The sequence below is a fragment of the Actinotignum timonense genome (assembly GCF_030216305.1).
Lineage (GTDB): Bacteria > Actinomycetota > Actinomycetes > Actinomycetales > Actinomycetaceae > Actinotignum > Actinotignum timonense_A.
Genome location: NZ_JASOKT010000001.1, coordinates 42,758 through 65,432, shown reverse-complemented (window position 1 = coordinate 65,432; position 22,675 = coordinate 42,758). Strand labels below are relative to the sequence as shown.

Genomic DNA, 22,675 nt, shown 5'->3' with positions numbered 1-22,675 from the left:
TTGCCTGTTACTGGGCGAATATAGCCGCCAGGCGAACCATAGGCCAGGCGAACTTAGCCGAGCTGCTCAACCGTGGCGTGCAGGGTGAGCGTGGCGCTCTCCCCCGGCGCGAGCTGCGGGGCACCTTCGCGCACCCGAGTCGCTTCCACGCACACAAAATGCTTCCAGGCATCATCGGGCATATCCGCATTCGCGGCCGAGCCCTTCGTGCCCGGGTTCCACACCACGGACTTATCGGATTCTTCCGAGCTCAGCGTGATCTTACGGTTCCCGCCCGCGTCCACGAGCACGATATCGCCCGCGAAGGGGTAGAAGCGATCCACGGTCTGGCCCGCGAGCTCCTCGAAAGGCCCGGCCGGGAGCTGCGCATTATCGGCGAGGCGATCAATACCGCCCTCCTCGATACCTTCGATGCGAAGCGCTTGGGCATCCACCGCCCAGTAGGCGTGAAGAGCCAGCTCCGGCGCAATGTTTTCCGTGCCGGTATTGGTGGCGCTCAGCCGTACCCAGAAATCGCTGCCCAGGTGCACGGTGTAGGCGAGCTTGAGGGAATCACCCAGCTCTCCACCCAGGGCGCTACCCGCGAGAGTGAAGGTCGCTTCCACCGCGGTGGAATCCCCGCTTACGGATTCGAGGGTCCAATCCTGGATGCGGGCCCAGCCGTGCAGGCCGTTATCCGAGGGGCCGAACCACGGGGCTACCACCGGGATACCACCCCGGATAGGAGTGCCCTGCGTGAGGCCGGATAGTTCGCTCATGTAGAGGACGTCCTCGAAGCCAGCCGGTTTCCAGGAGGCAACGTGGGCGCCGTAGGGGAAAACGGTACCGGATACGGTATCGGTGTTAATCTCCAGCGCGCTCAGGTCCCCACGGGTGACGAGGCTGACGCCGGCGATATTCTGCTCGGCAAAGGGAATGCTCTGCGTCATGTGTACTCCTTGTTTTTCTTTATGTGTGCGATGCGGGCGACCATACCGGCCGCCCGCACCTTCTTGCTCATGCCTTAGCCGAAGAACGGCGAGAGGCACATTACGTACGCCAGTGAGACCAGCGAACCGGAGGCGAGCAGACCGCCCCACGTCTTCAGGGTGTCCTTGATGGACAGATCGAAGTATTCCTTGAAGAGCCAGAAGGACGCGTCATTAATATGCGTCATGAAGTTGGAGCCCGCTGCGGTGGCGAGCACGAGGAGCGTGGGATCCACGCCCGCCTGCATCACGCCGGTCGCCGGGTCCATAACAGCCGCACCAATAATGGAGGCGGCGGTCATCGCGGAGACCACGCCCTGGCCGGTCGCCAGGCGGATAAGAACGGTGATGAACCACGCCATGATGTAGGGCGAAACCGCGCCCGCACTCATGAAGCCGCCGATGTAATCGCCGATACCGGAGTCGATAACAACCTGCTTAAAGGCGCCACCGGCACCGATAATCATCACAACGCCGGCAATAATGGAGACGGCCTTATTGAACTTATCCATGACCCATTCGCCCTTGTGCCCGCGCTGAATACCGAAGAGCAGCATGGCGAGCACCAGCGCCACGGACATGGCCACCGGGGAGGAGCCGAAGAAGTTGAGCCACTGGCCCAGCGTCGATTTCGGATCCACCCAGATATTGGCAATGGTCACCGAGATCATAATGATGGCCGGGCTGAGCGGCACGATAAGCGAAACGAAGAAGGACGGCGGGTTGACCGCCGCTTCCTTATCGTTTTCATCACCGGACATGAACTTCGGCACCGGGCGCTCGAGGTTACCGAGAATCTTGGGCAGCAGCACACCACCCACGATCACCCAGAGGATGGCCATGGGAATACCGAGGAGGTAGACCATGCCGGCATCGGCCTTGTACTGGTCAATGAGCGCAACCGGGCCGGGCTGCGGCGGGAAGATGGAGTGAGCAACCGTGGTGGCGCAGACGGCCGGAATGGCCAGGCGCAGCCACGGCACCTTTGCTTCCTGAGCAATAGAAATAACGAGCGGAGCAATCATGAGGAAGGCAACTTCGTAGAACATCGCCAGGCCGAAAATAAGACCGATGATGATGACGGCGATACGCACGAAGCGCAGTCCGAAGCGGCGGATGAGCCCCGATGCCAGCACGTGAGACGCACCGGAGTCCACCATGAGGCGGCCGATAACTGCACCGAAAACAACGATAATGGCGAGCGAACCCAGCGTAGAACCAAAACCGGTGGTGACGGTCTTGAGAGTTTCCATCGGGCCCATGCCGTTGCACAGCGCCACCACCACGGCGGCGAGCAACAGCGCGAGCATCGAATTCACCTTGAACACGATGTTGAGCACGAGCATCAACGCAATGCCCACGAGCAGCCAAACAATTGGCATAGCTTTTTAACCTCTCAAATTTTAGGCCCCATCGCCGCGCATCGTTGCTTCGTGGCGACGAGACGTACCATATAGCGAAACGGTCATTTCACTATCTGTAAATGGTACTCCCTCTTACGCTGAGAGTAAACACGATACGGATCACCTTTTTACTTGCGTTTCTCTTGATTGTTGTACGACGTCGCCGGCGCCTGCGGCGCCGCCAGCCAGCTCTCCGCACACTGGGCAACGAGATTCTCCAGCTCCGCGCGGCTTCCCGCATTCCAGATCCAGATATGGGCCAGGGCCCGGCGGGCCTCATCATCTACCTGGTTGCGCATCCGGGCTTGGGCATCAGCCTGGCTCATCCCCCGGCCTCGCAGGTGCTCGATTCGTTTTTCTTCCGGGGCCGCCACGATCATGACGCAATCGACTTCGCGATCAGCGCGGGTTTCTACCAGGAGCGGCACATCGTAGACCGCCAGCTGGCCGGGGGCAGCACTGGCGAGGATATCCCGGGCCCGCGCGATGATGGCGGGATGGGTGAGGGCTTCGAGCCGGTGGCGGGCGGCCGGGTTGGTGAAGATATGCGCGGCGAGGGCGGCCCGGTTGAGGGCGCCGTCGTCGTTTAAAATATCGGGACCGAATGCGGCGGTGAGTTGCGCGAGGACGGGACTACCCGGGGCGGTGATTTCCCGGGCGAGGGCATCGGCGTCGGCGATGATTGCGCCGCGGTCGCGTAGGACGTGGGTAACTGTGGATTTGCCGGCGCCGATGCCGCCGGATACCGCGATCCGCAGGGCGCGGCCTCGCGGGCGGGTGAAGGGGCGCAGCAGTTGTGCGCTGGCTCCCCCGATTGTTAGTGCGTTCACCGTTTCAGCTTAACAATGCGCCCGGGAGAAAGAAAACGCCGCCGGCGCTCCCCCGAAGAGGTGCGCCGGCGGCGGTACAAGGTATTTACCCGCGGCAGCGTGCTGCTACGCGCGGTAGCGTGGATATCCCGGCTACCGCAGCAGTCTAGCTGCTACCCGCGGAAACGCGAACCTTAGTTGTTGGTCAGCTTCTCACGCAGAGCGGCGAGAGCTTCATCAGCATCCGAGTCGAGCGAGCCGCTCGGTTCGGAGGTGGAGCTGTAGCTGGCCGGAATTTCGGCGGCAGGTTCGGCAGCGGCAGCAGCCTGGGCGCCGGCGGCAGCATCGGCTTCGATCGCGGCAGCAACCTGGGCCTTGTGTGCTTCCCAACGGGCCTGGGCCTGGGCGTATTCGTTCTCCCATGCCTCGCGCTGAGCTTCGTAACCCTCGAGCCATTCGTTCGATTCGGGATCGAAGCCTTCGGGGTACTTGTAATTGCCGTTTTCGTCGTAATCAGCGGCCATGCCGTAGAGCGAGGGATCGAAGTCCTGGGAGTTCGGATCCACGCCTTCGTTCGCCTGCTTGAGGGAGAGCGAAATGCGGCGGCGGTCCAGATCGATATCGATAACCTTGACGAAAACGTCGTCGCCCACCTTGACAACCTCTTCCGGGGTGTCGATGTGGCGGGAAGCCAGTTCGGAAATGTGGACGAGGCCTTCGATGCCGTCCTCCACGCGCACGAAAGCGCCGAAGGGAACGAGCTTGGTCACGCGACCCGGAACGATCTGGCCGATCGCGTGGGTGCGGGCGAAGGACTGCCAGGGATCTTCCTGGGTGGCCTTGAGGGAGAGCGAGACACGCTCGCGGTCCATATCAACATCGAGAACTTCGACGGTGACAGGCTGGCCAACTTCGACAACCTCGGACGGGTGGTCGATGTGCTTCCAGGACAGTTCGGAGACGTGAACGAGGCCGTCCACACCGCCGAGGTCCACGAAGGCACCGAAGTTGACGATGGAGGACACGAAGCCTTCGCGCACCTGGCCCTTCTGGAGCTGGTGCAGGAATTCGCCACGGGCCTGGGACTGGGACGCTTCCAGCCAAGCGCGGCGGGAAAGAACCACGTTATTGCGGTTCTTATCAAGTTCGATGATCTTCGCTTCGAGTTCGCGGCCGATGTAGGGCTGCAGATCGCGCACGCGGCGCATTTCAACGAGCGAAGCGGGCAGGAAGCCACGCAGCCCGATATCAACAATCAGGCCGCCCTTGACGACTTCGATGACGGTACCGGTCACGACACCATCGGCTTCCTTGATCTTCTCGATTTCAGCCCAGGCGCGTTCGTACTGCGCGCGCTTCTTCGAGAGGAGGAGGCGGCCTTCCTTGTCTTCTTTCTGGAGGACGAGGGCTTCTACCTGGTCGCCAATTTCCACGACGTCATCGGGATTGACATCGTGCTTGATCGAAAGTTCCTTGGAGGGAATAACACCCTCGGTTTTGTAGCCAATGTCGAGCAACACTTCGTCATGGTCGACCTTGACAACGGTTCCTTCGACGAGGTCACCATCGTTAACGTACTTGATCGTCTTATCGACGGCGGCAATAAGTTCTTCCTCGGAGCCGATATCGTTGACGGCAATCTCGGGGAGAGTCGAAGACTCGGGGGTGGTATTAGTCATTAACTGATAACTTCCGGACACTATTGTGAATATTTGCTTGGGACCGATGGATATCGGCCAGTGTGGCGGGTGCTCACACCAGTTCTCCATACTACGCGGAAACGCTTGGCCAGTGCAAGGTATCCGGGCCGGAATCGGAGTGGCGTGAGCCCCGTTCTCACGGGATGGTGCGCGAGGTTCGCGTGGGACAGTTGCGCTGTTCTTGTGGACCCGCTGTCGAGCGTTTTAGTGGGCTGCCTCACGCCAATTGGGGCCGTAGCCCACCCCGACGGAGAGCGGGACCCGCAACTGGGCTGCCCCAGCCATTTCCCGGCGCACAATTTCCTCCGCGGCCTCGTGCTCGCCGGGCGCTACTTCCAGCACCAGTTCGTCATGCACCTGGAGCAGAACCCGGCTGCGCAACCCGGCTTCCCGCAGCGCTTCCACCACGGCCACCATGGCGATCTTGATAATATCCGCGGCGCTGCCCTGGATAGGCGCGTTGAGGGCCATCCGCTCGGATGCTTCGCGCAGCTGGCGGTTCGTGGAGCGCAGTTCCGGCAGGTAGCGCCGCCGCCCCAACAGGGTCTGGGTATAGCCATCTTCGCGAGCTTTCACTACGAGGGAATCAAGGTAATCACGCACTTTCCCGAAGCGTGCAAAATAGGTGTCCATCAGCTCTTGGGCATCGTGGGCAGAAATATGAAGCTGGCGGGAGAGCCCGTAGGCGGAGAGGCCGTAGGCCAGGCCGTAGCTCATCGCTTTAATACGGGAGCGCTGCTGGCTACTCACCTCGCTTTCGGGAATCCCGAACACGAGGGACGCCACCGAGGAATGTAAGTCTTCGCCTTCATTAAAGGCGGTAATAAGCGCTTCATCACCGGAAAGCGAGGCCATAATCCGCATTTCAATCTGGGAGTAATCCGCGGTCATGAGCGCCGCATAGCCCTCCGAGGGAATAAAAGCGGAACGGATTTGGAGTCCTTCGGCCGTGCGCGCGTGAATATTCTGGAGATTCGGGTCCGTGGAGGAGAGCCGCCCGGTGGCGGCCACCGCCTGCTGGTAGGTGGTGTGGATTTTTCCGTCCGCCCGGGTATTGCGCTGCAAGCCTTCCACGGATTGCCGCAATTTAATGGCATCACGATGCTCGAGGAGCGCCCCGAGGAATTGGGTTCCGGCCACCGCCTTATCATCTTCCCGGGGTGCGATGCGTACGGCAAGATCAGCCAGCGCCTCCGCATTCGTGGTGTACCCGGATCTGGTTTTCCGGGTGGTGGGCAAGCCCAATTCGTCGAACAGCACCCCCTGGAGCTGCTTGGGGCTGGAGAGATTCACCTTGTGGCCAATGGCATCATAGGCAAGCCGCGCCGCGGCTTCCACCCGGCCGTCGAAATCCTTCCGGAGCTTTTCAAGGTAGGGAGCGTCCACCGCAATCCCGGTGTCCTCCATGCGCGCGAGGGTGCGCGCCACATCCATTTCCAGGTCGAGCAGGGCGCCGTCTTCCCCGCGCTGCGTCAATTCCCCGAGTAATTTCTCGGAAAGCGGGCCGAGGAGCGCGGCGCGTGCCGCCAACGGATCAGCCTGCCCATCTAGTCCGGGCAGCACTCCCCCGTCCCCCAGATCAACGCCGAGGTGGCGCAGCGCCAGATCACCGAGGTCATAGCTGCGCTGATCGGGATAGAGAAGGTAGGCACACAGCACGGTATCGCGTACGACGCCGCGCAATTCGGCGCCCTGCCCGCATACCCGATGCCAGGCTTCTTTGGCGCCGTGCACCACTTTCGGGGCATCCGATTCCAGCCAGGCCCGCACCTGGGCGGTGTCCTCCTCGTTCATGGTGTGCGTATCGAGAAGCAAGGCCGCGTGGGCTGTGCCAATCGCCATTGCCTCCACGCGCCCCGCACCCGGGCTGGCCGGCCCGGCGATTTCGAGACCAAAGAACGGGGCATCGGCATGCTGGTCAAGCCACGCGCGTACCCCGGAGGTGGTGATCTCCAGGCCGGCGAGGGTGAATCCGGCTGGAGCATCGGATTGAGGTGCGCCGTCGCGCGAAGGTAATTCGGTGAGGACACGCCCACGCAAGGTATCAAAATCGAGGGTATCGAAGAGTTCGTGCAGTGCCTCCCGGTCCACTCCACGCGGGCGGAATTCCTCGAGATTCTCCCCGATGGGAAGGTCACGTACGAGGGTGTTGAGAGAGCGATTTTGACGGACCTGATCCAGGTGCTCGCGCAGGGAAGCCCCCACTTTTCCGCCGATGTCGTCGGCGCGGGCGAGGATGGAGTCGAGGTCACCGTAGTTCGCAAGCCATTTCGCCGCGGTTTTCGGGCCGACCCCGGGCACGCCGGGAATATTATCGGCGCCCTCCCCCACGAGTGCGGCCAGGTCAGCGTAGCGTTCGGGGCGCACCCCGGTTTTCTTTTCGATACCTGCCGGGTCGAGCACCTGCATGGTCGAGCGCGGCATGGGATACAGCACGGTGGTGTGCTCATCAACGAGCTGGTAGGAGTCTTTATCACCGGAGGCGATATACACATCCGCACCGTGGTCTACCGCCCGGCGCGAGAGGGTGGCGATAATATCGTCGGCTTCGTAATCTTCGTAGGTGAGCCAGCTGATTCCGCAAACATCAAGGACGCTTTTAATAACATCGATTTGCCCGGCGAATTCCACCGGGGTGGGGGCCCGGCCCGCTTTGTAATCAGGATAGACACGGGTGCGGAAGGTTCCTCCCGGCAGGTCAAAGGCCACAGCAATGTAATCGGGATGGTAGTCACCAATGATTTTCAGGAGGGTGGAAAGGAACCCGTATACGGCGTTGGTGTACTGCCCGCGATCAGTGAGGAAGTTCTCCGCCCGCAGGGCGTAGAAGGCACGGAACGCCATGGAATGGCCATCAACAAGAAGGAATTTTTCGTCACTCACCCCTCTAGCCTACGCGAGATAGCAAACAGGCGCCCACCGGATTTCCGGTGAGCGCCTGCTAGTTGAAAGCGTGTTCGGGTTCCGCAACACGTATGCGCGGTTCGTACTGCGGGTTCCGCAACACGTGTGCGCCGCTTCCGCCCCGGTTCCTCACGTAGCGGTTCGTGCTACGAGTTCGGCGGGTGCGCGCTGCGGGTGCGCAAGCTTAGTTCTTCCCGCCTACCTGTTCGATAACGGCATCGGCAACTTCGCGCATGGTCAGGCGCCGATCCATGGACGTCTTTTGAATCCAGCGGAAAGCCTCCGGTTCGGTTAGGCCCATCTGCGATTCCAGCAGCCCCTTCGCCCGATCCACCCGCTTGCGGGTTTCAAATTGTTCGGCCATGGTAGAGACTTCGTTTTCCAGGGCTTCGATTTCCTGGTTGCGCGAAACCGCGATTTCCACCGCCGGGATGAGATCAGCGGGCGTGAAGGGCTTGACCACATAGGCCATGGCGCCGGCATCACGGGCACGTTCCACCAGGTCACGCTGGGAATAAGCGGTGAGCATCACAATGGCGACGCGGTGTTCTTCCAGGATGCGGTCCGCGGCGGTGATGCCGTCCATACCGGGCATCTTCACATCCATGACAATAAGATCCGGTTCGAGTTCGCCGGCCAGTTCGATAGCGGATTCGCCATCGCCAGCTTCCCCGACGACCTCATACCCGGCATCTTCCAGTGTTTCAACGATATCGAGGCGAATGAGAGTTTCGTCTTCAACGACAAGAACCCGAATGGCTTCTTTGTTGTCCGCGGATTGCGCCGCTGTGCCCTTGGCCATCATGACCCCTTCGACCGGCATGCCGGATAGATTGAACCAAATTTACTGCGTGCGATGTTGCACCTGCATCCACACCGAAGTGTTCTCTGACCTTTGAGAGATTGATGACCGGCAACGGGAATTCACGCGCCCCTTACCATGCTGTCAGACCACGCGGTGCAGAGCAAACACCGGGCCAGAGATTCCCAGCTAACTTCAAGGTTATGGCCTCCAAGCTTATCGCCGCGGTGCTCCCGGAGGGACTCGAACCCTCACGCCTTGCGGCGCTGCATTTTGAGTGCAGTGTGTCTACCAATTCCACCACAGGAGCTTGTGCATCTGCCGATACTACCAGCGGGAGAGCCCGGATCGCCCGATCACCGCGAGTAACTGTGCAAACGCAGAGAATATTTCACCATACCCGCCACCAAATTTCAAATGAGATGCCGCGGAGGTGAGAGGAACGGCAGCGGGTGCCCACCCGGATGATTCCGAGCGGGCACCCGCCCGCCTATCCACTGTTCAATGCCGTGCTGCTGTGCCCATGGACACGGCAACACTTAGGAGAACACGAGCCTGCGGTGTTTAGGCAACGCCCGTTTCTTCACCGATCTTGTGAACACGCAGGGTGTTGGTGGAACCAGCCACACCCGAAGGCATACCGGCCACGATCACCACGCGGTCACCAACCTGGGCGCGGCCCAGTTCGAGGAGGCGATCCTCCACCTGCTGCACCATTTCGTCCGTGGTAGCGGCGGAGTGATCCACCGTGTAGGTTTCGCTACCCCACAGAACGGCGAGCTGATTGCGCACCTTCTCCGAGGGAGTGAAGTTGATGATCGGCAGGCGGGAGCGGTTGCGTGCCACGCGGCGGGCGGTGTGCCCGGTTTCCGTGAAGACCACAACTGCCTTGACGCCCAGGGCCTCACCGATGTCCAGAGCGGAGCGGGTGAGAACACCGTTGCGGGTGCGATGCAGGGAGGAGAGCTGCGGGATCTGCTCCAGGCCGTGTTCCTCCGTGTAGGAAACGATGGAGGCCATAGTCTTCACGCACTCAATCGGGTAGAGACCCACCGAGGTTTCCCCGGAAAGCATAACGGCATCTGCACCGTCCAGGATGGCGTTGGCGCAGTCAGAGGCCTCAGCGCGGGTGGGCCGCGGGTTCTGGATCATGGATTCGAGAACCTGGGTGGCGAGAATAACCGGCTTGGCGCGCTTGCGGGCCAAGGAGATGGCTTCCTTCTGCACCAGCGGAACCTGCTCGAGGGGCAGTTCCACGCCGAGGTCACCGCGGGCGACCATAATGCCGTCGAAGGCCTGGACGATGTCGTCCAGGTTGGCCACGGCCTGCGGCTTTTCGATCTTGGCGATAACGGGGAGGTGAATACCCTCTTCGTCCATAATGCGGTGGACGTCATCAATATCCTTGGCGTCACGCACGAAAGACAGCGCGATGAGATCCGCACCGTAGTTGAGGCCCCAGCGCAGATCCTCTTCGTCCTTATCGGACATAGCGGGAACGGACACAGCCACGCCGGGAAGGTTAATACCCTTGTTATTGGAAACGGGGCCGGGGACTTCCACGCGGGTAACCACGTCAGTGCCGTCCACAACTTCCACAACGCGCACGGAGACCTTACCGTCGTCAATCAGGAGCACATCGCCGGGATTGCAATCGCCGGCCAGACCCTTAAAGGTGGTGGAGCAGATATCCTTCGTGCCGGGGATATCGCGGGTGGTAATGGTGAAGGTATCGCCCACATTCAGCTGGACCGGGCCGTCGGCGAAACGACCGAGGCGGATCTTCGGGCCCTGCAAATCGACGAGCACCGCAACCGGGGTACCCAGTTCCTTCGCGGCGGCACGCACATTATCAATGCGCTTTTCGTGTTCTTCATGCGAACCATGGGAAGCGTTAATACGCGCCACGTTCATGCCGGCTTTAACAAGTTCAAGGATTTGATCGTAGGTATCCGTAGCCGGACCCAACGTACACACAATTCTAGCTCTACGCATGTTTCCTATCTTACCCGAGGGCCCTGTTTCCCCATCGGGACTCAAGGCACTCGTCCTGGTAAATATGCACCGTTATAAGCCCCGCTCGCGGAGCTCATCTTTACGCTAGCGCACGGCTCGCCCGGCGGCTTCACCCGTTCACTGAGCGGTTACCCACCTCCGGTTCGGATTCGCTAGATGCGACCGGATCGCCCGTGCTTGCGGCCCCGGAAGTTTCCGTTTTTTCGGGTACGACGGCGGCCCGGCCGGCTGCGGCGTCGTCGTGCTGTGAAACGTCAGTTCCTTCAGTTTCCGGTTCCGGGCGGGCCCGCAACCACACGTGATCGCGAGAAGAATCACGCAGGTAGGCGCGCCGCAAGATAACGAGGGCGATGATTCCGCCGAGCAAAACGAGCAGCGATGTCCATACATTGAGACGCAAACCAGCCACGAGATGCGCCGGGTCAATCCGCAAGTTTTCGATCCATACCCTGCCGAGCGTGTACACGATCACATACGTGGCGAACAGTTGCCCGGCCACCAGGTGGAAGCGTTTTTCGAGGAGAAGAAGTACGACGGCGCCACCCAGGCACCACAGCGATTCGTAGAGGAAGGTGGGGTGGAAGAGCTGCTCGGGTGGAAAGCCGGCGGGGCGGTACGCGGCATCCACCTGCAAGCCCCAGGGCAATGAGGTGGGCCCGCCGAAGAGTTCTTGGTTGAAGTAGTTACCCAGGCGACCAATGGCCTGGGCGATGAGGAGGCCCGGGGCGAGGGCGTCGGCGAAGGGTAGCAGGCGCACCCCGTTGCGGCGGCACCCGATCCAGGCACCCACACCTCCCAGGGCCACCGCACCCCAGATGCCCAGGCCACCGCCGCGCAGGTCGAAGACGCGCCACGGGTCACGACCCGGACCGAAATAGAGCTGGTAGTCGGTGATGACGTGGTAGAGCCGCCCGCCGATAATCCCGAAAATTACGGCCCACAGCGCGATGGAGAGCGTGACATCGCGGGTGGCGCCTTTGGCCACGTAGCGCCGTTCCGTGAGGGCGTACGCAACGATGATGCCGATGACGATGGCGATCGCGTAGAACTTAATGGAGAGGGAAAATGCGGAGGTCTCAAAAAGCACCCATTCGGAATGCTCGGGAGCTGGAATAGCTGTTGGAATCATCGTGTCCCTTCCTGTCCGGGGGCGTGGGGCGGGTGCCCGAGCCCGGGTGCCTGAGCACTACCTTCGGTTGCGGTAGCCGTGCCTTCGGCCGTGCTAGCCGTACGTTCGGCCACGTGTGCGGTCCGCTTGGCCATGAGTAGCGCGGCCGGGTGCCGGCCCGCGGTAGCCATGCTAGCCAGCAAACCGGCCGGGTCTGCTGTTTCAAGCAGGGCCCGCCCTACAATAACGCAGCCGGCGCCGTGCCGTGCCGCGGTGAAAACATCGCAGGGATTGCGCACCCCGCGCCGCACCACCCGCACGCAGGTGTAGGGCAGCGCCTCGAAAAGCTGCGGATAATCGGTGGCGGAGCGCGAATCTGCGATCACGACGCGCGCCGCGCAGGCCATCGCGCGCGCTATGTCACGTTCGGATTCCACTTCCAGGCAGGGCTCCATCCCGAGGGAGCGCGCCCGTTCCACCAGGGCCTCAAGCTCCACATCGGCGAGAATCCGCGGGGTGAGGGAAACGGCATCCGCTCCCGCCGCGCGGGCCCGCAGGAGTTGCACCGCCGAAACGGTGACATCGCGGTAGAGCAGCGGGCCCACCTCGAGGGCGCGGGCCAGGCGCAGCGCCGGCAAACCGAGCCCACCGGGAATCACCGGGGCGGTTACCGAAATGGCGGCCGCTCCCCCGCTGCTCAATGCCTGCGCGAAGGCCTCCAGCTGCGCCGGAGCTGGTGCGGGGCTGCCGCCGAGGCTGCGGATTTCCCCGATCACCCCGATGGGGCGCTGCGGGCTGGGCACGAGGGCACGGTAGAACTCGCGCGGGGCCGGGGCCGCCTGGGCGGCGCGCCGCAGCGCATCACGCTCGAGGTCCGGGACCTGCCTGGCGGCGGCCCGCACCCGCTGTGCTACCTCATCAATAAACCACGCCACTGTGCCTCCCGGTGTCGGTGAGCTTCGCTCCGCGTGCTGGTTATGACATAGAGTACCCGCACGGTGTGACAAAAAATGACGCAAGAACGGGTGGCACCCATGAAAGAGAACAAAGAGGGCCTGGACCTCCTCGCGGGCCTGGTACTTCGCGGGAAAGGCCGGCGAGTTTACGGCATCGACGGGCGGAGCGGGTCCGGGAAAACCCAGCTATCGCGGGCGCTTGCGGCGCGGCTGCGAGAGGGCGGGCTGGCGGTGGAGATTCTCGAGGTGGAGCGTTTCGTACCCGGCTGGGATGGCTTGGCCCGGGGCACGCAGCGGGTGGCGCGGGATATTCTGGAGCCTTTTCTACGCGGGGAGAGCGCCCGGGTGGCTCCCTGGAATTGGTATCTGAGCTGCTACGATGCACCGGTTGCGGTGCCGGAGGATCCACGCTGCGAGGTGCTGCTGCTGGAGGGGTGCGGGGCAGCTTCCGCGGCCTGCGCGCCGCTGTGCACGGCCACGATCTGGATGGAATGTGAGGATTCTCTCCGGCGCGAGCGGGTGCGGGAACGCGAGGGCGATCCGAGTGACTGGTGGGATAGGTGGGCTGCCCAGGAAGCCGCGCTCGTGGGCGAAAGAGATGCCCCGGCCCTGGCGGACGCGGTGGCGCGCTGGGAGGCGGGGCAGCTCCACGTGGAGATACGCGGTTTTTAGGCTGCGCGCATGGCACGCTTCTGGTGAGGCGCTAGGAGCTGCGCGCGGCGAAGCAAGCTTGAGCGCGTACGGCGAAGCGAGCTTTAAGCTGCGCCGGCGCGAACCTGGGTGAGCGCCCGGCCCGTCGCCAAAATATCAACGATGGCGACGAGGTCGCTATCCCCGCGAGCTTGGCTGGCCGGAATCAGAATCATGACACGCGAACCTACCCGCTGATCGACCAGACCCTTGCGCATCCCGTCCATCAGATCGCCCATGGCGGCACGCACCGGCCCGGAGGTCCAGCTGGAATCGACCGTTTGGCCATTCGGATCCACCAGGAAATAGTTGAGCACAAGCTCATCCGATGCGGCTACCTGCTCCCCGCGCCCGAGCACAAGCGGCACCACCGCGAATTCCGGGATGGGACCGCCGCCCCCGGTGAGCACGGGCGCCACGCCTTCTCCGCTTGCCAGGCCCGGCATTCCAGCCGGTGGTGTGGCAGGCGGCGGCGCCGCGTCCCCGCGCGCATTTGTGTAGAGAATATCGACGACGACGATTTCTACCGCTCCCGGGTCTCCGGCCACCAATTCTTCCCGCTGAATAAGCAGACGGCTTCCTTCCCGCTGCCCGGCCAGGTAGGGAGCCAGCTCCCCCACCCCCGCCTTGCTCACGGTGGCCAGGGTAATCCCGCCGGTGGCGAAACCTTCCACGGGGGCTTCGGTACGCGAGTCAAAGGAGGTAATGCGGGCGAGCACCGGGCTTCCTTCCGCCAGTTCTACCCCGTCCCCCGGGCTGAGGACCTCCTGGCGGACCCCGTCCACGTGGAGGTTCCCTTCCACGGATATGGTCACGGGTGCCCCGAAAGCGCCTGTAACATCCACGCTTCCGGGGGTGCCGGGCTCGCGGTGGCCGCTACAGCCCGCTAGCGCGGTAGCGGCCACCGCCACGCCAGCCAGCAGCACTCGGTATCTCAGGTGGGATGTCACGCGGTGATCTCCTCGATAAGCGCCTCAACCTCGGTGTTTTCAGTGGCGAGTGGGTCATTGAGGACCACACTGGAATTGCCATTGGCCTCCATGAGGCGCAGGGTGGACCAGTCCACCGCCACATCGCGCCGGGCCTGCCGCGCCGCACTCAGGAAACGCCCGCGCAGCACGGCCCGGGTGCTGCGCGGCGGGGTCGTGATTGCCTCAGTAGCGCGTTCCGGCGCGATAACCCGGCGCAGAAGCCCGGATTCTTCCATGCGGTCGCGCAGCCCACCTTCGGTGATATCGTGATACGCCAAATCGAGGCGTGCCACCCGGGCGTCGCAGAGTTTCGCCCCGGTGCGTTCCCGGTACCGAGTGAGGAGGGCGAGTTTAGCGGCCCAGTCAATTTCGGTGGCAATAGGGCTGGGATCGCGGCGCTCCACCGCTGTAATAGCGCGCTCCCACAGCTCGAGGAGGTAGCGCCGGGTGGGGTCAAGTTCCGCCAGGTAGCCTTTCCGATCCAGGTGGTTTATCGCGGCTTCATACATCCGCTGCTGGACCGAAATCGGGTCGGTGAGTCCGCCGCTGGCCAGTTCCAGATTGGCACGCCCCGATAGGTCCGCGCCGGTGATCCGGATGGCGTGCATGGGATCGGCGAGTTCCCGGTCCGGAAGAATCGCGCCTTCTTCCACGAGGGTGAGGAGAGCTTCGGTGGCCGCGACCTTGAGACCGGTTGTTGCCTGGGAAATATTGGAATCCCCCACGATGACGTGCATGCGCCGGTAGAGTTCCGCATCGGCGTGGGGTTCATCGCGGGTATTGATCATGGGCCGCGACCGCGTGGACGCTGAGGAGATCGCCTCCCACATCTGGTGGGAGCGCTGAGAGAATTCGTAGCGGACCTGCCCGTCTTCCCCGCGGTGCAGGCTTCCGGCTCCCGCCACGATTTGCCTGGTCACAAAGAAGGGGATGAGCCGGGCGATGCGCTGGCGGTAGTCCGGGCGCCGGTGCACCATGTAGTTTTCGTGACACCCGAAGGAATGCCCTTCGGAATCAACATTGTTTTTCAGGAGGTGGATGGCCCCGGGGACGCCGTCGTTGTTTAATTTCTCATTGGCGCGCTTGGCGAGCCGCGCGAAAATGAGTTCGCCGGCGCGGTCGTGGGCGAGGAGGTCGTCGATATTATCGCATTCGGCGGTGGCGTATTCCGGGTGGGCACCCACGTCCAGGTAGAGGCGTGAGCCGTTTTCGAGGAACGTGTTTGTGGACCGATGCGCGGCGAGCACCGGCGCGAAAAGCCGCTGGGCGGATTCTTCGGCATCCAGCGGTGGGCGTGTTCCGCGCCGGGCCGCGCAGGTGATTCCGTATTCGGTCTCGATGCCCATAACGCGACGGGGTATCACTGTCCGCCTTTCTGCACGAAGCCCTGCACGAAGGAGGACGCATTGCTTTCCAGCACGGCGTCGATATCGTCGAGCAGCGCGTCGATACCAAAATCTTGGTTTTGGGCCTGCGGGGCTTCCACTTCGGTGTTTTCTTCCTGGCGGCGCTGGGGCTGCAGGAATTCTTGACTGGACATTTCTTCCTTCCTCTTTTCTGGTACTGGTGCGGATGGTGCCGGCTGCGTTACCGGCCCCGGCCCGCCACTAACCCGCCGCGGTGAGTGCGGCAATAACTTCGTCAATCGTGTGGGCACCGGCCAGGGTTGCCCCCAGGGCCGCTTCGTTCGCACCGCTAGGATCGGGCAGGCTGAGGCGGTGGAGCTGGCCGGCGCTATCGCGCAGCACCGCGCTCGACCAACTGGCCGCGGCCACGTGTTCGGAGAAACGGGAGATGAGCTGGCCGCGCAGATATGCGCGCGTGGAACCCGGTGCGTGCAGCGCAGCGTTGGCGATCTCAGCTTCGGAGAAGAGTTCCTCCACCCGCCCGGCTCCCCGCAGTTTCGCCACGACGGAGCGCTCGGGGCGCAGATCATGCCACTGGACATCGAGGGCGCGCAGTTTATCCGAATCCCAGCTGCCCCCGCCGCGTTCGCGTAATTCGTTCAAGATCTGGTATTTCGCCACCCATTCCACCTGGGATGCGGCGGAGAAAATATCACGCGAAAGCAGGTCCAGCACGCTTTGCCACTGCTCGAGGATTTCCGCGGTATCGCCGTCCACCTCACCGCGTTCGGCTAGCGCATCGCGGACCGCGTCGAGGTAGATCTGCTGGATCTCCAGGGCGGTACGCGGTTCGCCTTCGTGCACCTCAAGTTTGGTGCTGAGGCTCGGGTCCTGGGAGACCGTCCACGTGAGGGGCACGGGACTATCCATGATCACGGATTCCAGCCCGAGGGGAACCGCGTCCTGTTCGAGCATCCACAGCACCAGCGAGGTGGTTCCCACTTTGAGCAGGATAGAGACATCGAATTGGTTGGCGTCTCCCCCGATGACGTGCAGGCGCCGGAAGCGTTCCGCGGCCGCATGCGGTTCATCGCGGGTATTGATAATGGGCCGGTTGAAGGTAGTTTCCAGCCCGACATCGTTTTCAACGTAGTCGGCGCGTTGCGAAATCTGGAATCCAGGTTGTTCGGAACGCGGACCGAGCCCCACGCGCCCGGTACCGCATAGGATCGGCCGGGTCACGAAGAAAGGCGTGAGGTAGCGGATGATTTCCGTGAAGGGCAGCGCCCGGTCAACCAGGTAGTTTTCGTGCGAGCCGTAGGCCGCGCCTTTTCCGTCCACATTGTTTTTGTAGATCGCGAATTCACGCCCGTTTTCGCGCAGCAGTTCTATTCCGCGCCGCGCGATGAGTTCACCGGCGCGGTCCCAGAGCACGGCTTCCCGCGGGGTCGCGGTTTCCGGCGAGGAATATTCCGGGTGGGCATGATCCACGTAGAGGCGCCCGCCGTTGGTGAGAACCGCGTTCGCGGCGCGCGGGCGGCGCAGCTCTGCGTCGTCGTCCGTTATAGGTGCGACGACGACGCCAGCTGGCGGGGCGGGATTCTCCGGATCATCGGTGAGTTGAGAAGGGTCCGCCTCCTCCCGGCTCATCCGGAAACCGCGGGCGTCATTGAGGGGATCTTCCCCTGTGTAATCCCAGGCCACCGGGCCGTGCGTGCCGGCCCCTGCCCCGGCGTGCCCGTAGGTTTCTACGAAATCGGCCGAAAGTACCACGGGATTGGCCCGCAGGTCGGCGGGTTCCATAATCCCGAATTCTGTTTCCAGGCCGATGACTCGACGTGCTGTCATCGTGGTTCCTCTCCCCTTGTGTTCTGCGCGCTCGAATCACTCTGGCGCGGACGCACCGCCACGATCCGCTCCCCGCGGTTTTTACCATTGACTTTGGCCCATTCATCCGGATTGGAGATCTGGTCCAGTTCCGAGCTATCGCGGGCTTCGGCATGCACGGCGGCGATAGCGTGCTGCGCGGTAATCCCGCGCGTCCCGGTGGTCAAATACGTTTTGATAGCTGCTTTTTTCGCGCGATCAACAATGCCGGCCAGGAGAGCCCCGGAAACGAAATCGGCAAGATAGAGAGTTTCTTTCCGCCCCGAAGCATAGGTGACATCAACGAAGCGGTTCTCCGGGGATGCCTCGAAAACCTTATCCGCGATGAGGCGGGCCAGATGGGCCGCGGCTCCCGCCCCGCCACCGTAAGCTGCAATATCAGCCGGCGCGTAGGGCAGCTCGGGAGTGAGGTACTTGGAAAGAATATCCACACTCCCCGCGTAATCGGGGCGTTCAACCCTGATTTTCACATCGAGCCGGCCGGGCCGCAAAATGGCCGGGTCGATCATATCTTCCCTGTTGGAAGCGCCAATAACGATGACATTGGAGAGTTGTTCCACCCCGTCAATTTCAGCGAGGAGCTGCGGGACCACGGTTGTTTCCACATCGGAAGAAACACCGGAGCCGCGGGTGCGGAAGAGGGCTTCCATTTCGTCGAAGAAAATCACAACGGGAATACCCGAGGAGGCCCGGTCCCGAGCCCGGGAAAAGATTTCACGAATCTGGCGTTCTGTTTCCCCCACGTATTTATCAAGGAGCTGCGGCCCCTTGATATTGAGGAAGTACGAGGAAGCTTTGGCTACCCCTTGGGCACGCGCGGCATTCTCCGCGAGGGAGGTGGCCACCGCTTTCGCGATCATGGTTTTTCCGGTTCCCGGAGGCCCGTACAGCAAAATGCCCTTGGGCGGGCGCAGGCCATGCTCCCGATAGAGGTCGGGTTGCTGGAAGGGCAATTCGATACTGTCGCGGATTTCCTCAATCTGAGTATCCAAGCCGCCAATATCCGCATAGGAAACATCCGGGACTTCTTCAAGCAGCAGGTGCTCGACATCCGGGCGCTCTACCTTTTCTACTAGGAACCCGGTTTTCAGGTCCGCCATGCAGGTATCCCCCACCCGCAGTTTCCCGGCCGAGAGTTTACCGCCGATGCGCAGCACTTTTGTTTCGTCCGCGTGTACCCGCACGAGTACCCGCTGGGGATCCAGCACGAGTTCGACAGCGACGAGCTGCCCGGTATTTTCGTAGCCGCCAATGCCGACAACCACGAGTTCTTCATTGAGGCGTACTTCTTGGCCAGGGCGCAATTGTTCCAAAGCAACATACGGGGAAACGGCCACGTTCATTTTCCGGCCACCCACGAGGGCATCAATGGAATGATCGGAAGAATGCCCGCGAATAAAGGTGGCGAAAGTAGCCGGAGGCCGGGAGAGGGAATCGAGTTTCTCCCCCAATTCCTGGATGCGTTTCCGGGCGGCGACCAGCGAGGTGGAGAGCCGTTCATTTTTCTCACGCAAGGACGCGATTTCGGCAAGAGCCGCGCTCGACTCCGATGTGCTCATGGCTTCCTTTCTGATCGTCCCCTTATTCTAGGACAGGCCTACCTTACCGCCCACCCCGGGATATAGCATCCCGGGCGCCCTCACGTTTAGGCCACTAGTCCTCAAAGCGCTGTGCTTGCTCCGCTGCCCGCTGCTTTTCCGCGTACCCCGCTTCCGCTCCTTGCCGCTGTTTTTCGGCGTACCGAGGCTCTTCGCCCTGCCGCCGCTTTTCGGCTTCACGGTGGGCGATTTCCGCCGCGATTTTCTCAGCTATCTGGCGGGAATGTTCTCCCGGGGTGGATACCCCGCTTTCTTCCACATCAGCCCGGTGCGCTACATCACGGCGGACCTTACGAAGTTTCTTTTCCGCAATCGGGCGTTCCTGGAGTGGTTCAGCCTCCGGGTTTTCCCAGGGCATAGGTTCGGCGTAGGCGCCCTTGGCCGGGCGGGATGCCGGAGTGAGCCGGGTGGTCCCGGCTAGGCGGCGCGCCACAATGAGGAAGCCGGTATGCGCGACCATCCGGTGATCGGGGCGCACTGCGAGCCCTTCTAAATGCCAGGTGCGCACCAGTGTTTCACTGGCTTCAGGGCCGGTGAAAAGTCCCGTTGCTTTGAGATCTTCGGCGCAGCGGGAGAGCTGCGTCGTCGTTGCAACGTAAGCGAGGAAAACTCCACCGGGTACCAAAGCCTGCGCGGCTGCCGGAATGATTTCCCAGGGAGCGAGCATATCGAGGATAACGCGATCAAAACCGGCCGGGTGCGCAGCCAAAATATCAGCCGCTTCCCCGCATTCCACCTGCCAGTTTTCCGGGTGGCTCCCCCACCAGGACACCAGATTGGCCTGCGCGATCTCCGCGAATTCCGGGCGGCGTTCCGCGCTGAGAAGAAAACCTTGAGGGCCTACCGCTTGGAGCAGGGAAATGGAGAGAGCCCCGGAGCCGACCCCGGCCTCAAAAACCCGTGCCCCCGGATAAATATCCGCAGTGTGGGTGATTTGCGCCGCATCTTTCGGGTAGACAATGGTGGCGCCGCGCGGCATGGAAAGCACGTAATCGCTCAGGAGCGGGCGCAGCGCGAGGAATTCACGGCCTTCTTCGGTGGTGATGAGGCTGCCTTCCTCTTTCCCGATGAGCTCGCTGTGGCGGAAAGAGCCGCGCGTGGACTGGAAATAGCCATCAACCGTGAGATTGATGGTGTAATGCCGCCCTTTAGGATCGGTGAGTTGAACGCGCTCACCGGGGCGGAAGGGGCCTCGTCGTAGTGTCATTCCTCCAGTGTAGTTTGTCCTTACCGCAGATTTTTCTGTCGTAGCGAGTTGTTAAAGTGGAAGCATGACTCGTCACGCCGCACTATCACCATCACGTGCCAAAGATTTCAAGCAGTGCCCGCTGCTCTTCCGTTTCCGGAGCGTGGATCGCCTCCCCGAAGCGCCCTCCCTCGCCGCGCTGCGCGGCACCCTAGTGCATTCGGTTCTGGAGTACCTGTACGCCGCACCGCAGCAAGCCCGCACCGAAGAATACGCCCAGTCCCTCCTGCTGCCGCGTTGGGAGGCGCACCTGGAAAAGTCCCCGCAGGATGCTGATCTTTTTGAGTCCGCGGATGCGCTCTCGGAATGGCTGGAACAGGCCCGTGCGCTTATTCGCAACTATTTCCACATGGAGAATCCGCGGTTTTTGGCACCGCGGGATCGGGAAAAATTCATTAATGCCCGCCTGCCGTCTGGTTTGGCCCTGCGCGGAATCGTGGATCGTATCGATGCGGCTCCCGATGGAGCCTTGCGGGTGGTGGATTATAAAACCGGGAAGTCCCCGCATCCGCGCTACCAGAACGAAGCTCTCTACCAGATGCGTTTTTATGCGCTGCTTTTGGAATTGACGGAAGGGCAGCGCCCGGCCCGCACCCAGCTTGTTTATCTCAAGGATGGGCGCACTCTCACCTATGATCCCCTCCCGGAAGATACCCGGCGTATCGCCATGGATCTGGAGGAAACCTGGCGGGATATTGCCGCGCGCCTGGATTCCGGGGAATTCGAACCGCGCACCTCCCGCCTGTGCGATTGGTGCTATTTCCAGCAGATTTGCCCGGCCTACGGCGGGACTCCCCCGCCGCTTAGCACGGAGGGGGTGGAGCAGATGCGCACGGCACATAGTTAGCGCATGCGCCCGGGGCGCGTTGGCACAGCGAACGCACATTGGAGGCCGCCCGCGCCTGCCTGACGCACCTACCTCAGCTCTCTGAACCCCGGATTATTCGGCAAGCAACTGAATGCCCAGGAGGGCATCCACCGCACGCACCACTTGCACCGCATCGGGTGCTCCGGATGCCGCCCACTCATCCAGGATGTGCAGGGCTTGCGGGGTGTCCAGGTCATCCGAAATAGCCTCGATGAGCGCCCGGCAGGTGGGAGCCAGCTCAGGCTCCGCGGCTGTATTTTCGCCCGGCCCAGCTGCTGCGGACGGCTTTCCGAGCGCGCGGCGGGCTGCCTGCTGCCAGGCTTCCAGGCGGGCTTCGGCCCGCTTGAGCGCACTCGCCTGGTATTCCCAATCGGAACGGTAATGATTGGCCAGGAGCACCAGGCGAATCGCGCTCGGATGCGCACCAGCGGCGGTCAGCTCCGAAACCCGAACCAGATTGCCCAGCGATTTGGACATTTTTTCACCCTGGTAGGCCACCATCCCCACGTGGAAATGAATATCCACCCGGCCGCGGTCACCCGTCATCTCCCGCAAATGGCTTTCGCTCATCTCATGGTGCGGGAAGAGTAGATCACGCCCGCCGGCCTGCACGGTGATATGTTCACCCAGGTAGGTGCGGGCTATCAGCGCACATTCCACGTGCCAGCCGGGCCGCCAGAACCCGGGCTTCTCCCCCGCGGGCCGGAAATCATTCCCGCGCACGCCCTTCCACACCAGCGGGTCAAGGGTGCGGCGCTTACCCGGACGGGTGGAATCCCCACCGTGCTCATCGAACATCCGCTCCAGATCCAAGTACTCGAAAACAGGCGCGGCGGCGAAACTCGGATCGCGGGTGAGATCAACATAGATATCTTCCGAACCGTCCCCATTGGGCAAGCGGTACGCCAGGCCACGCGCCTCAAAATCGCGAACCACCGCCTCCGCCTCATCCAAAATCTCGGAGACCGCAATCCAGTTCCCGGGCGGAACAACCCGCAGAGCATCCATATCGGAACGGAAAAGCGCTACTTGAGAATCCGCCAGTTCACGCCAATCCACCCGGGTTTGCTCCGCGCGTTCAAAAAGCGGATCGTCAATATCCGTGATGTTCTGGGCGTAGCGAACCGGAAGGCCCGCGGCCAGCCAGTACCGCACCAGGGTATCGGCACTCACGTAAGTAAAAGCATGCCCCAGGTGAGTGGCATCGTAGGGTGTGATACCGCAGGTGTAGAGGGTAGGTTGCCGCGTTTCTACCCGGCAAATTTCCTCATTATCGGAATCGTACAGGTTGAGGTCCGGGGTGAACCCCAGCGGTGGTACCTCCGGGCGTGTCCAAGTCTCCATCTGGTTATCCGTTAGTCTCCTACTTCGCGAGTCCTCCACGTGAGGAACCCACGCACAGT

The 22,675-nt window shown here is 62.2% G+C and carries 18 protein-coding genes and 1 tRNA gene; 2 read left to right on the top strand and 17 right to left on the bottom strand.

Annotated features, from left to right (window positions below):
• Positions 1-53: 53 nt before the first annotated feature.
• The 10 genes from QP305_RS00315 to QP305_RS00270 form a co-directional block, all read right to left on the bottom strand.
• Positions 54-929 carry a D-hexose-6-phosphate mutarotase gene (locus tag QP305_RS00315; RefSeq protein WP_284903240.1) on the bottom strand — a complete coding sequence of 292 codons (876 nt, stop codon included), beginning with the start codon at positions 927-929 and terminating at the stop codon, positions 54-56.
• A gap of 74 nt (positions 930-1,003) precedes the next feature.
• Positions 1,004-2,350, bottom strand: coding sequence for a gluconate:H+ symporter (locus QP305_RS00310; protein ID WP_284903239.1), 1,347 nt, complete (start codon positions 2,348-2,350; stop codon positions 1,004-1,006).
• Positions 2,351-2,499: 149 nt separating this feature from the next.
• On the bottom strand, positions 2,500-3,201 hold the full coding sequence (coaE, locus tag QP305_RS00305) for a dephospho-CoA kinase (RefSeq protein ID WP_284903238.1): 702 nt from the start codon (positions 3,199-3,201) through the stop codon (positions 2,500-2,502).
• 173 nt (positions 3,202-3,374) lie between these two features.
• Positions 3,375-4,859 (bottom strand): 30S ribosomal protein S1, encoded by a 1,485-nt coding sequence (gene rpsA / locus QP305_RS00300; RefSeq protein WP_284903237.1) that lies wholly within the window; start codon positions 4,857-4,859, stop codon positions 3,375-3,377.
• A gap of 225 nt (positions 4,860-5,084) precedes the next feature.
• Positions 5,085-7,763 carry a DNA polymerase I gene (polA, locus tag QP305_RS00295; protein ID WP_284903236.1) on the bottom strand — a complete coding sequence of 893 codons (2,679 nt, stop codon included), beginning with the start codon at positions 7,761-7,763 and terminating at the stop codon, positions 5,085-5,087.
• A gap of 205 nt (positions 7,764-7,968) precedes the next feature.
• Positions 7,969-8,586 carry an ANTAR domain-containing response regulator gene (locus QP305_RS00290; RefSeq protein WP_284903564.1) on the bottom strand — a complete coding sequence of 206 codons (618 nt, stop codon included), beginning with the start codon at positions 8,584-8,586 and terminating at the stop codon, positions 7,969-7,971.
• 228 nt (positions 8,587-8,814) lie between these two features.
• Positions 8,815-8,896 (bottom strand) — tRNA-Leu (locus QP305_RS00285).
• Between the two features lie 254 nt (positions 8,897-9,150).
• Positions 9,151-10,581 (bottom strand): pyruvate kinase, encoded by a 1,431-nt coding sequence (gene pyk / locus QP305_RS00280; RefSeq protein WP_284903234.1) that lies wholly within the window; start codon positions 10,579-10,581, stop codon positions 9,151-9,153.
• 130 nt (positions 10,582-10,711) lie between these two features.
• Positions 10,712-11,731 (bottom strand): prolipoprotein diacylglyceryl transferase, encoded by a 1,020-nt coding sequence (gene lgt, locus QP305_RS00275; protein ID WP_284903233.1) that lies wholly within the window; start codon positions 11,729-11,731, stop codon positions 10,712-10,714.
• Positions 11,728-12,645, bottom strand: a complete 918-nt coding sequence (locus tag QP305_RS00270) for a hypothetical protein (RefSeq protein ID WP_284903232.1) — start codon at positions 12,643-12,645, stop codon at positions 11,728-11,730. Before QP305_RS00270 ends, lgt begins: the two co-directional genes overlap by 4 nt.
• A 99-nt stretch (positions 12,646-12,744) precedes the next feature.
• Here QP305_RS00270 and QP305_RS00265 point away from each other — a divergent pair, with 99 nt between their 5' ends.
• Positions 12,745-13,338, top strand: a complete 594-nt coding sequence (locus QP305_RS00265; RefSeq protein WP_284903230.1) for an AAA family ATPase — start codon at positions 12,745-12,747, stop codon at positions 13,336-13,338.
• An 83-nt stretch (positions 13,339-13,421) separates the two neighbouring features.
• Here QP305_RS00265 and QP305_RS00260 read toward each other — a convergent pair whose 3' ends face one another.
• From QP305_RS00260 to QP305_RS00235, 6 genes are all read right to left on the bottom strand, one after another.
• Positions 13,422-14,306, bottom strand: a complete 885-nt coding sequence (locus QP305_RS00260) for an FKBP-type peptidyl-prolyl cis-trans isomerase (protein WP_284903228.1) — start codon at positions 14,304-14,306, stop codon at positions 13,422-13,424.
• Positions 14,303-15,673, bottom strand: a complete 1,371-nt coding sequence (gene pafA / locus QP305_RS00255; protein ID WP_284903562.1) for a Pup--protein ligase — start codon at positions 15,671-15,673, stop codon at positions 14,303-14,305. The genes QP305_RS00260 and pafA overlap by 4 nt, the downstream gene beginning before the upstream one ends.
• Positions 15,674-15,687: 14 nt before the next feature.
• The gene (locus tag QP305_RS00250) at positions 15,688-15,867 is read right to left on the bottom strand and encodes a ubiquitin-like protein Pup (protein WP_026429315.1); all 180 of its coding nucleotides are present in this window, start codon (positions 15,865-15,867) and stop codon (positions 15,688-15,690) included.
• 67 nt (positions 15,868-15,934) lie between these two features.
• On the bottom strand, positions 15,935-17,521 hold the full coding sequence (gene dop, locus QP305_RS00245) for a depupylase/deamidase Dop (RefSeq protein ID WP_284903225.1): 1,587 nt from the start codon (positions 17,519-17,521) through the stop codon (positions 15,935-15,937).
• The gene (gene arc / locus QP305_RS00240) at positions 17,518-19,119 is read right to left on the bottom strand and encodes a proteasome ATPase (RefSeq protein WP_284903223.1); all 1,602 of its coding nucleotides are present in this window, start codon (positions 19,117-19,119) and stop codon (positions 17,518-17,520) included. The genes dop and arc overlap by 4 nt, the downstream gene beginning before the upstream one ends.
• Positions 19,120-19,213: 94 nt before the next feature.
• Positions 19,214-20,365 (bottom strand): tRNA (adenine-N1)-methyltransferase, encoded by a 1,152-nt coding sequence (locus QP305_RS00235; RefSeq protein WP_284903221.1) that lies wholly within the window; start codon positions 20,363-20,365, stop codon positions 19,214-19,216.
• A 64-nt stretch (positions 20,366-20,429) separates the two neighbouring features.
• On the opposite strand from QP305_RS00235, the gene QP305_RS00230 reads away from it, so the two are divergent.
• Positions 20,430-21,251: a RecB family exonuclease gene (locus QP305_RS00230; protein ID WP_284903220.1), complete on the top strand. Its 822-nt coding sequence runs from the start codon at positions 20,430-20,432 to the stop codon at positions 21,249-21,251.
• Positions 21,252-21,344: 93 nt separating this feature from the next.
• Here QP305_RS00230 and QP305_RS00225 read toward each other — a convergent pair whose 3' ends face one another.
• A complete protein-coding gene (locus QP305_RS00225; RefSeq protein WP_284903219.1) occupies positions 21,345-22,616 on the bottom strand; it encodes a hypothetical protein in 1,272 nt (423 codons plus the stop codon).
• Positions 22,617-22,675: the final 59 nt, after the last annotated feature.